The 8,531-nt window shown below is 73.7% G+C and carries 9 protein-coding genes; 3 read left to right on the forward strand and 6 right to left on the reverse strand.

Going from position 1 to position 8,531, the window contains the following annotated elements:
- Window positions 1-139: 139 nt before the first annotated feature.
- Window positions 140-802 carry a class I SAM-dependent methyltransferase gene (locus C1I97_RS25245; RefSeq protein WP_111005467.1) on the reverse strand — a complete coding sequence of 221 codons (663 nt, stop codon included), beginning with the start codon at window positions 800-802 and terminating at the stop codon, window positions 140-142.
- Between the two features lie 369 nt (window positions 803-1,171).
- On the opposite strand from C1I97_RS25245, the gene C1I97_RS25250 reads away from it, so the two are divergent.
- Both C1I97_RS25250 and C1I97_RS25255 read left to right on the forward strand, forming a co-directional pair.
- Entirely contained in the window at window positions 1,172-2,611 is a 1,440-nt protein-coding gene (locus C1I97_RS25250) for a DHA2 family efflux MFS transporter permease subunit (protein ID WP_111005468.1), read from the forward strand.
- A 230-nt stretch (window positions 2,612-2,841) separates the two neighbouring features.
- Entirely contained in the window at window positions 2,842-3,576 is a 735-nt protein-coding gene (locus C1I97_RS25255; RefSeq protein ID WP_111005469.1) for a class I SAM-dependent methyltransferase, read from the forward strand.
- Window positions 3,577-3,588: 12 nt separating this feature from the next.
- Here the strand turns inward: C1I97_RS25255 and C1I97_RS25260 are convergent, their stop codons facing one another.
- From C1I97_RS25260 to C1I97_RS25275, 4 genes are read right to left on the reverse strand one after another with little or no spacing between them, the layout of a single operon-like run.
- A complete protein-coding gene (locus tag C1I97_RS25260; protein WP_111005474.1) occupies window positions 3,589-4,221 on the reverse strand; it encodes a response regulator transcription factor in 633 nt (210 codons plus the stop codon).
- A 5-nt stretch (window positions 4,222-4,226) separates the two neighbouring features.
- Window positions 4,227-5,420 (reverse strand): sensor histidine kinase, encoded by a 1,194-nt coding sequence (locus tag C1I97_RS25265; RefSeq protein WP_111005470.1) that lies wholly within the window; start codon window positions 5,418-5,420, stop codon window positions 4,227-4,229.
- 15 nt (window positions 5,421-5,435) lie between these two features.
- On the reverse strand, window positions 5,436-6,164 hold the full coding sequence (locus tag C1I97_RS25270) for an ABC transporter permease (RefSeq protein ID WP_111005471.1): 729 nt from the start codon (window positions 6,162-6,164) through the stop codon (window positions 5,436-5,438).
- The gene (locus C1I97_RS25275) at window positions 6,164-7,081 is read right to left on the reverse strand and encodes an ABC transporter ATP-binding protein (protein WP_111005472.1); all 918 of its coding nucleotides are present in this window, start codon (window positions 7,079-7,081) and stop codon (window positions 6,164-6,166) included. The genes C1I97_RS25270 and C1I97_RS25275 overlap by 1 nt, the downstream gene beginning before the upstream one ends.
- 162 nt (window positions 7,082-7,243) lie before the next feature.
- Between C1I97_RS25275 and C1I97_RS25280 the strand changes: the two genes are divergently transcribed.
- On the forward strand, window positions 7,244-8,137 hold the full coding sequence (locus tag C1I97_RS25280) for a MaoC/PaaZ C-terminal domain-containing protein (protein WP_111005473.1): 894 nt from the start codon (window positions 7,244-7,246) through the stop codon (window positions 8,135-8,137).
- A gap of 67 nt (window positions 8,138-8,204) precedes the next feature.
- Here C1I97_RS25280 and C1I97_RS40115 read toward each other — a convergent pair whose 3' ends face one another.
- Entirely contained in the window at window positions 8,205-8,369 is a 165-nt protein-coding gene (locus tag C1I97_RS40115) for a hypothetical protein (RefSeq protein WP_181446904.1), read from the reverse strand.
- Window positions 8,370-8,531: the final 162 nt, after the last annotated feature.

An 8,531-nucleotide genomic window follows, 5' to 3' on the forward strand; every position in this document is an offset into this window, starting at 1 on the left:
CTCGTACACCACCCACCCCAGCAGCGCCCCGGGCACCAGCGCGGCGAGCGCGACGGTCAGCGGCCCACGCCGGGGGCGGCGCGGACGTTCGGGCTGAGGGGGACCGGATTCGAGGCCTGGGTACGACACGTCTGCGACTCTAACGGCGGGCGGGGGCGGACGCTTCCGTTCGCCGCAGGACGCGCAGCGAGCCGGTCACCGAGGCCTCGGTGAACTCCCCGGACTCCAGGGCCCGGAGGTAGACGCGGTACGGGGCCTGCCCGGTGAACTCGTCCACCGGGTCCGGGAACACGTCGTGGATGACCAGCAGCCCGCCCACGGCCACGTGCGGCGCCCAGCCCTCGTAGTCGGCGCCGGCGTGCTCGTCGGTGTGGCCGCCGTCGACGAAGACCAGGCCGAGCGGGGTGTTCCACAGGGCGGCGATCTGCGGCGAGCGGCCGACGAGCGCCACCACGTACTCCTCCAGTCCGGCCCTGTGCAGCGTGCGCCGGAAGGCGGGCAGCGTGTCCATCAGGCCGATCTCGGGGTCGACCGTCTCCGGGTCGTGGTACTCCCAGCCGGGCTGCTGCTCCTCGCTGCCGCGGTGGTGGTCGACGGTGAGCGCGGTGACCCCGGCCTGCCGGGCGGCGTCGGCGAGCAGGATCGTCGAGCGCCCGCAGTACGTGCCGACCTCGAGCAACGGCAGCCCGAGCCGCCCGGCCTCCACGGCCGCCGCGTAGAGCGCGAGCCCTTCGTCGGCGGGCATGAACCCCTTCGCGGCCTCGAAGGCGGCCAGGATCTCGGGCTTGGGGGCCGCGGGCATGGAGTGGGGGTCCTTCCGGTCGTCCGTCCGTTCCGGCCGCCATGCTGCCGCACGCCCTGCGGACCGGGTGACAGGGGGTGCGGTGGCGTACGTCTCAGCCGTGTCAGTCGCCTCAGCCGTGTCAGTCGCCTCAGCCGTGTCAGCCGCTTCAGCCGTCTCAATCGCTTCAGCCGTGTCGGTCGCTTCAGCCGTGTCGGTCGCTTCAGCCGTGTCGGTCGCTTCAGCCGTGTCGGTCGTCTCATTCGTGCCAGTCGTCTCAGCCGGATCGGCCGGACGCATACGGGTGCCGGGCGGGCGCAGGACCCGGGCCTGGGGACCAGCCGTTCTCGTACGGAAGTCCGATGCAAGGGGCGCGAGCGGCTTGAGATTATGACCCCCATGCTCGAAGCCGCTGACGCCACCCCGACCCTCCGCCGACGCACCGCGCCGCCGCCGCCGACCTGGCTCGTGGTGGCCCTCGCCTGCGCCGGGCAGTTCCTGGTCGTGCTGGACATATCCGTCGTCAACGTGGCCCTGCCGTCGATGCGGGCCGACCTCGCGCTGAGCGGCCCGGGACTGCAGTGGGTGGTGAACGCCTACGCCATCGCGTTCGCCGGTTTCATGCTGCTCGGAGGCCGGGCCGGGGACCTGTACGGGCGCAAGCGCATGTTCCTGCTGGGGCTCGGCCTGTTCACGCTGGCCTCGCTGGGCGGCGGCCTGGCCCAGGAGGGCTGGCAGCTGCTGCTCGCGCGGGCCGTGCAGGGGCTGGGCGCGGCCGTGCTGGCGCCCTCCACGCTGACCCTGCTGACCGCCGCCGTGCCCGAGGGGGCGGCCAGGGCCCGGGCCATAGCCACCTGGACGGCGGTCGGCGCGGGCGGCGGAGCGGCGGGCGGTCTGGTCGGCGGGGTCCTGGTGCAGGGGTTGTCCTGGCGGTGGGTGCTGCTGATCAACGTGCCCGTCGGCGCGGCGGTGCTCGCCGGGGCCGTGCGGTGGCTGGTGGAGAGCCGGGCCGGGGACGGGCGCAGGCTGGACCTGCCGGGCGCGCTGCTGGTGACGGCGGGGCTGGCGACGCTGGCGTACGGGATCTCGCAGACCGAGGCGGAGGGCTGGACGGCCGCGGCCACGCTGGTGCCGCTGTTCGCCGGGCTCGCGCTCATCGGGCTCTTCCTCGCCGTCGAGGCCCGTACGGCCGCCCCGCTGATGCCGCTCGCGCTGCTGCGGGTGCGCTCGGTGGCGTCCGCGAACGCGGCGATGTTCGTCTCCGGTTCGGCGATGTTCTGCATGTGGTTCTTCATGACCCTGTACGCGCAGAACGTGCTCGGCTACGCGCCGCTGGACGCCGGACTCGCCCTGATGCCCAGCTCGTTGGCGGTCATCCTCGGCTCCAAGCTGGCGCCGCGCCTCATGCGGGCGGCGGGGGCGCGCCACGTCGCCGTGCTGGGAACGCTGGTGGCGGCCGCCGGGTTCGCCTGGCAGTCGACGATGCGGGCGGACGGCTCGTACCTCACGGCCATCATGGTCCCCGGGATCCTGATGATGCTGGGCGCGGGACTGGCGGCCACCCCGCTCGCCGCGCTGGCCACCTCCGGGGCGGCGCCCGAGGACGCCGGGCTGGTCTCCGGGCTCGTCAACACCTCCCGCACGATGGGCGGTTCGCTGGGCCTCGCGATCATGGCGACCATCGCGGCGGCCCGCACGGCGGGCCGGACCACGCCGGTGGGCCTGACGGAGGGATACGCGCTGGTCTTCCGCACCAGTACGGCGATGCTGCTCGGCGGGGCGCTGCTGATGCTGGTGTGGCTGCCGCGTTCCGCGCGGAAAGTCCGCTAGGCGCGGCGCTGTTCGCCGCCGAGAAGGCCCTCGGCACGGGGCCAAGGAGAATTTCCGCCCGGCTCCGGTGTGATCCCCCTCCGGCGCACGCGGCGGCCCCGCACACGCCCGGACAGCGCGCCCCGCAGAGCCACGCTCACCCTGCCTGACCTGGGCTTTCGAGCCGTTCGACGCTACGGTCGCGGTACCGGGAACGGGCCTGGGAAGGGCCCGGGGAGAAGGGGATCCGCATGGACCGGAACATCCGTACCGTGGACGACGTACTCCGGCTGCTGGACGGGCTGTTCGCGCCGGACGCCGACCGGTGGACCGGCGGGGGAGCCGGGTGGTGGGACGGGTTCTACACCGACCGGTCGCGGCCGGTGCCGTTCTTCGTGGACAAGCCGGACGAGAACCTCGCCGAGTGGCTGGAGCGGGGACCGGTCGCCGGCCGCCGGGCGCTGGACCTGGGGTGCGGGCCGGGGCGCAACGCCCGGTACCTCGCCGCGCGGGGCTTCGAGGTGGACGCGGTCGACCTGTCGGCCGAGGCCGTCGCCTGGGGGCAGGAGCGGGCCCGGGAGGCGGGAGTCGCCGTGCGGTTCGTGCGCGGGGACGCCTTCGGGGACGCCGGGGCGCGGCTCACCGGGCCGTACGACCTCGTCTACGACTCCGGTTGCTTCCACCATCTGCCGCCGCACCGCCGGATCAGCTACCTGGCCCTGCTGGAACGGGTCCTGGCGCCCGGCGGCCACCTGGTCCTGACCTGTTTCGCGGCCGGCGGCACGGGCAGCGAGCTGTCCGACGCCGAGCTGTACCGCACCGGCCGCCTGCACGGCGGGCTCGCCTACACGCCCGAGTCGCTGCGGCGGATCTTCGCGGACCTGACGGAGGTGGAGCTGCGGCGGATGCGGGACGAGCCGGAGGACTCGCCGTACTTCGGGGAGGCGTTCCTGTGGGCGGGACTGTTCCGGCGGGAGCCCGTGTAGGGCGGCAGGCGCCTACAGCCAGCCCCGGTCGCGGGCCTCCCGCACGGCCTCCATGCGGTTGCGGGTGCCGGTCTTGCCGATCGCGGCGGAGAGGTGGTTGCGGACGGTAGACTCCGACAGGTGCAGCTTCGCGGCGATGTCGGCGACGGTCGCGCCGTCGGCGGAGGCCCGCAGCACGTCGCACTCGCGGGCGGTGAGCGGACTCGGACCGGCGCTGAGGGCCGCCGCGGCGAGCGCCGGGTCGACCACCGTCTCCCCGGCCAGCACCCGGCGGATCGCGGCGGCCAGCTCCTCCACCGGCCCGTCCTTCACCAGGAAGCCCGCGACCCCGGCTTCCATGGCCCGGCGCAGATAGCCGGGCCGACCGAACGTGGTCAGGATCAGCACCCGGCAGCCGGGCACCCGCTCGCGCAGCTCGGCGGCGGCGTCCAGGCCGCTCATCCCCGGCAGTTCGATGTCCAGCAGGGCCACGTCGGGGCGGTGGGCCAGCGCGGCGTCCACGATGGCGTCGCCCGCCGAGACCTGGGCGACGACCTCGACGTCGTCCTCCATGCCGAGCAGCAGGGCGAGCGCGCCGCGCATCATCCCCTGGTCCTCGGCGAGCAGGACGCGGATGGACCTGGCGGGACCGTGGCCTGAGGGCATCTCGTTCACGGCCCCAGGGTAGGCGCCGGCACCGCCGCCGACTCCTCCGAATCCGTCGGGAGTTCAGCGGTCACCGTGAAGCCGCCGCGCGGTGACGGGCCGGTCCGCAGCGAGCCGCCCGCCGCCGCGAGGCGTTCGGTCAGGCCCTTCAGGCCGGTGCCGCCGATCCCCGCCACGGCCGGCCCGGCGGACGTGCCGTCCCCGTTGTCGACGACCGTCGCACGGACCCGCTCGGCCGTACCGGCGACGGTGATCTCGCAGCGGCTCGCGCCGCTGTGCCGTACGGCGTTGGTGACCGCCTCGCGCACCACCCAGCCCAGCAGCGCCTCGGTCTGCGGGGTCAGCGGCGGGCCGGAGCGGCGTACGACGGGTTCGATGCCGGCGGCGGTCAACGCCGATCGGGCGCGGTCGAGTTCCGTGCTCAGGCTGCCCTCGCGGTAGCCGGTGACCGCCTCACGGATCTCGGTGAGCGCCTGCCGGCCGACGGACTCGATGTCGGTGATCTGCGTGAGCGCCGCCTCCAGGTCGCGGGGCGCCAGCCGCCGGGCCGCCTCCGACTTGACGACGATCACCGACAGGGTGTGGCCGAGCAGGTCGTGCAGGTCCCGGGAGAAGCGCAGCCGCTCCTCCTCCACCGCGCGGCGGGCCAACTCCTTGCGAGCGGCGTGCAGTTCCTGTACGGCCTCGCTGAGACCGAGAATCGCGGCGGTCACCATCGTCGACAGGAACGTGCCGTAGGAGATGCCGATCGCGCTCCAGCCCTCGCGGAGACCGGCGGCAACCCCGGCGAAGGCGGACAGCAGCACGGCCGTCCTTCCCAGCCACGGACCGCGCACGACCGCACCCGTGGCCAGGCCCAGCAGCGAGAAGAACAGCAGCCAGCTGCCGCCGTAGCCGAGCGCGAGCCCGGTGGTCACCACACCCATGAGCAGCAGCGCCACTCGCGTGGACGCCGCCTTGCGCAGCTTCTTGTCGAAGGAGCGGAAGACCACGTAGATGTACAGCGAGTTGAAGGTGATCAGGCCCAGCCCGCCGATCCACGGGTTGGGGGTCCTGCCCTGGAGGAGGTGGGAGAGGGACCCCAGTCCCAGGAGCAACCAGGGCAGCAGCGAGAAGCCGGTGGGCAGCGGACCCGGGTGATCGCAGACCTGTGCGGACGTGCGCCTCAGGCGGCAGGAGACCCTGCGCGACCAGCTCATGTTCCGTCCCCCCGATCAGACGTCGCCGGCATGGCGGCGGTACGACAGCACGGCGTAGGAACCGAACACCAGCAGCCAGCCCGCCAGTACGAGGATGGCACCGGCCGCCGGGGCGTGACCCTCGGTGACCGACACCCCGAGTTCGGCGACCCGGTGGGTGGGCGTGTACACGGACACCGCGCGCAGCCAGTGCGGGAAGAGGGCTATCGGGAACCACAGTCCGCCGAGGACCGCGAGCCCCAGGTTGCACACCATGTTCACCACGCCCGTGGTCTGCGCGGTCAGCCCGTAGCCGTTGCCCAGGCCGAGCAGCGTGAACGGGATCGAGCCCAGCCACAGCAGCAGTGCCGTCGCCGCCCACTGCCACGCCTGCAGCCGTACGCCGTTGACCAGGCCGCCCGCCAGCAGCACCGCGCAGATCGCGGGCAGCACGGTCACCGCACCGGTCAGCGCCCGGCCGGTGACGACCTGGCGCGGGGTCATCGGGGTCACCCTGAGCTGCCGCAGCCAGCCGACCGTACGGTCCTCCGCGACCCCGCCACCGGTGTTCAGGGCGGAGCCGACCGCGCCGTAGGCGGCCATGCCGACCATGGAGGCGGTCCGCCAGCCTCCGTCGCCGCTGTCGCCGAGGTTGGTGAACAGCAGGTACATCATCACCGGCATCGCGATCCCGCCGATCATGAAACCCACGTCGCGCAGGGTGCGGCGCACCTCCAGGCGCAGATAGGCGAGCACGTCGCGCATCACACCGCCTCCCGTGCCCCTGGAGCGCTGCTTGTGCCGGTCAGGGCCAAGAACGCGTCGTCGAGCGAGGCCGGGGCGACCTCCAGGCCGCGTATCGCGCCCAGTTCGGCCAGGGCGACCACGGTCGCGTCCGGGTCGTCGGTGCGCAGCCGCGCCCGGTCCCCGCGCACCTCGACCGACCGCACGCCCGGCAGCAGCTCCAGGCCCTCGGTGCCGCGCCCGGCCAGGTCGAAGGCGACCAGGCTGCCGCCCGCCGCGCGCCGCAGCTCCTCGCCGGTGCCGTCGGCGACGACCCGGCCGCGGTCCAGGACGAGGATCCGGTCGGCGTGGGCGTCGGCCTCCTCCAGGTAGTGCGTGGAGAACAGCACCGTGCGGCCGCCGCGCGCGTAGGCCCGCATCGTCTTCCAGAAGGCGCGGCGCGCCTCGACGTCCAGGGCCGCGGTCGGCTCGTCCAGCACCAGCAGCGAGGGGTTCCCGGCGAGTGCGACCGCGAACCGCACGCGCTGTGTCTGACCGCCGGAGAGCCGGTCCACGCGCCGCCCGGCCAGGTGGGCGATCCCGGCCAGTTCCAGGACACCGGTGACGGGCAGCGGCGCGGGGTAGCGGCCGGCCACGAAGGAGACCAGCTCGCGGACGGTGACCCGGGGCACCGCCCGCGCCTCCTGCGGCATGGCCCCGACCAGACCGGCGCGCACCGCCCGCTCGGGCGGCTCGCCGAACAGCTCCACCGTGCCCGCGGCGGGCTCGTTCAGGCCGAGCAGCAGCGAGATCGTCGTCGACTTGCCGGCGCCGTTGCGGCCCAGCAGGGCGACGGTCTCGCCCCGTGCGATCTCCAGGTGCACACCGTCGACGGCGCACACGTCGCCGAAGGCCTTGGTCACCCCCGTGAAGGACACGGCACGTTCTGTCTGTGTCATGTCTACGACGCTACGAATCCAGCCCCCCGCCCGGAAGATGCGCTTGTACGGACTCGGGCAGGACAAAAGTCACGGTCGGCGTGGACCGGTCGTCCGGCGGGAATCCGGCGGGATACAGAGGTCACTCGAACGACCGGACCCGTCAGGAGACGCAGCAGACCCATGCCCATCGACGCCGCCAAGGCCCTCGCCGCCGGACCCCGGACCGGCGAGATCTCCTGGACCCCCAGGGACGTCCTCCTCTACCACCTCGGCATCGGCGCGGGCCGGCCCGCTACCGACCCCGCCGAACTGCGGTACACCCTGGAGAGCAGGCTGCACGTCCTGCCGAGCTTCGCCACCGTCGCCGGCGCCGGCGCGCCCGGAGTGATCGGCGGCCTGTCCATGCCGGGCGTCGACGTCGACCTCGCCCACGTCCTGCACGGCGGCCAGACGCTGACCGTGCACCGCCCCCTCCCCGCCCGGGGCACCGCCACCGCCACCAGCCGTATCGCGGCCGTGTACGACAAGGACAAGGCGGCCGTCCTCGTCCTGCGCACCGAGGCCGCCGACGCCGACGGCCCGCTGTGGACCGATGACGCGCAGATTTACGTCCGAGGAGAGGGCGGCTGGGGCGGTGATCGCGGCCCCAACACCCGCCTTGAGGCGCTCACCAGCGAGCCCGACCGCACCGTCGAGCGGGCGGTCCGCGAGGACCAGGCCCTCCTCTACCGGCTGAGCGGCGACTACAACCCGCTGCACGCCGACCCCGGGTTTGCGAAGCGCGCCGGCTTCGACCGGCCGATCCTGCACGGGCTGTGCACCTACGGCATCACGCTGAAGGCGGTCGTCGACACCCTGCTCGGCGGCGACGTGACCCGCGTACGGTCCTACGCCACGCGCTTCGCCGGAGTGGTGTACCCGGGCGAGACCCTGCGCATCCGCATGTGGCGGCAGGGGCGGGGCGGGGTCCGGGTGTCGGTGACGGCCGTCGAGCGGGGGGACGCGCCGGTGCTGGCCGACACGGTCGTCGGACACGCGTCGGACACCCCTGAGCCGAACGCCGAACGCTCCTGAGCCGCCCGGGGCGCGAAACGGCCCCGCCCTGCGTGGCAGGACGGGGCCGTTCGCCGCTTCGGTACCGTCAGGCGGCCGCTTCGGTCTTCCCGGTCGGCTTGCGGTGACGGCCGCGGGGGGCGCCCTCGCCGTCGTGGGAGGAGACCGGGCCGCGGTGCCTGCCGTGGCCCGAGGCCGGCTGGGCCCTCTGGTCCGTGGCCTCGAACGGCTGGGTCGTGCTGGCGTCGCTCATCGGAAGAAATTCACCCCGTCAACAATGATCTTTCGTACAGCCGGGCGAGTGTAACCGGCACACCTCGGGTCGAATCCAGACGGCCACGCCAACCGGCACTACTTCGTTACAAGCCGCCCCAGAGGCGCCTGCTGCAACGGGACGGGACGGGGCGCGGGGAGG

This window comes from Streptomyces sp. NTH33 (assembly GCF_003236365.1).
GTDB lineage: Bacteria > Actinomycetota > Actinomycetes > Streptomycetales > Streptomycetaceae > Streptomyces.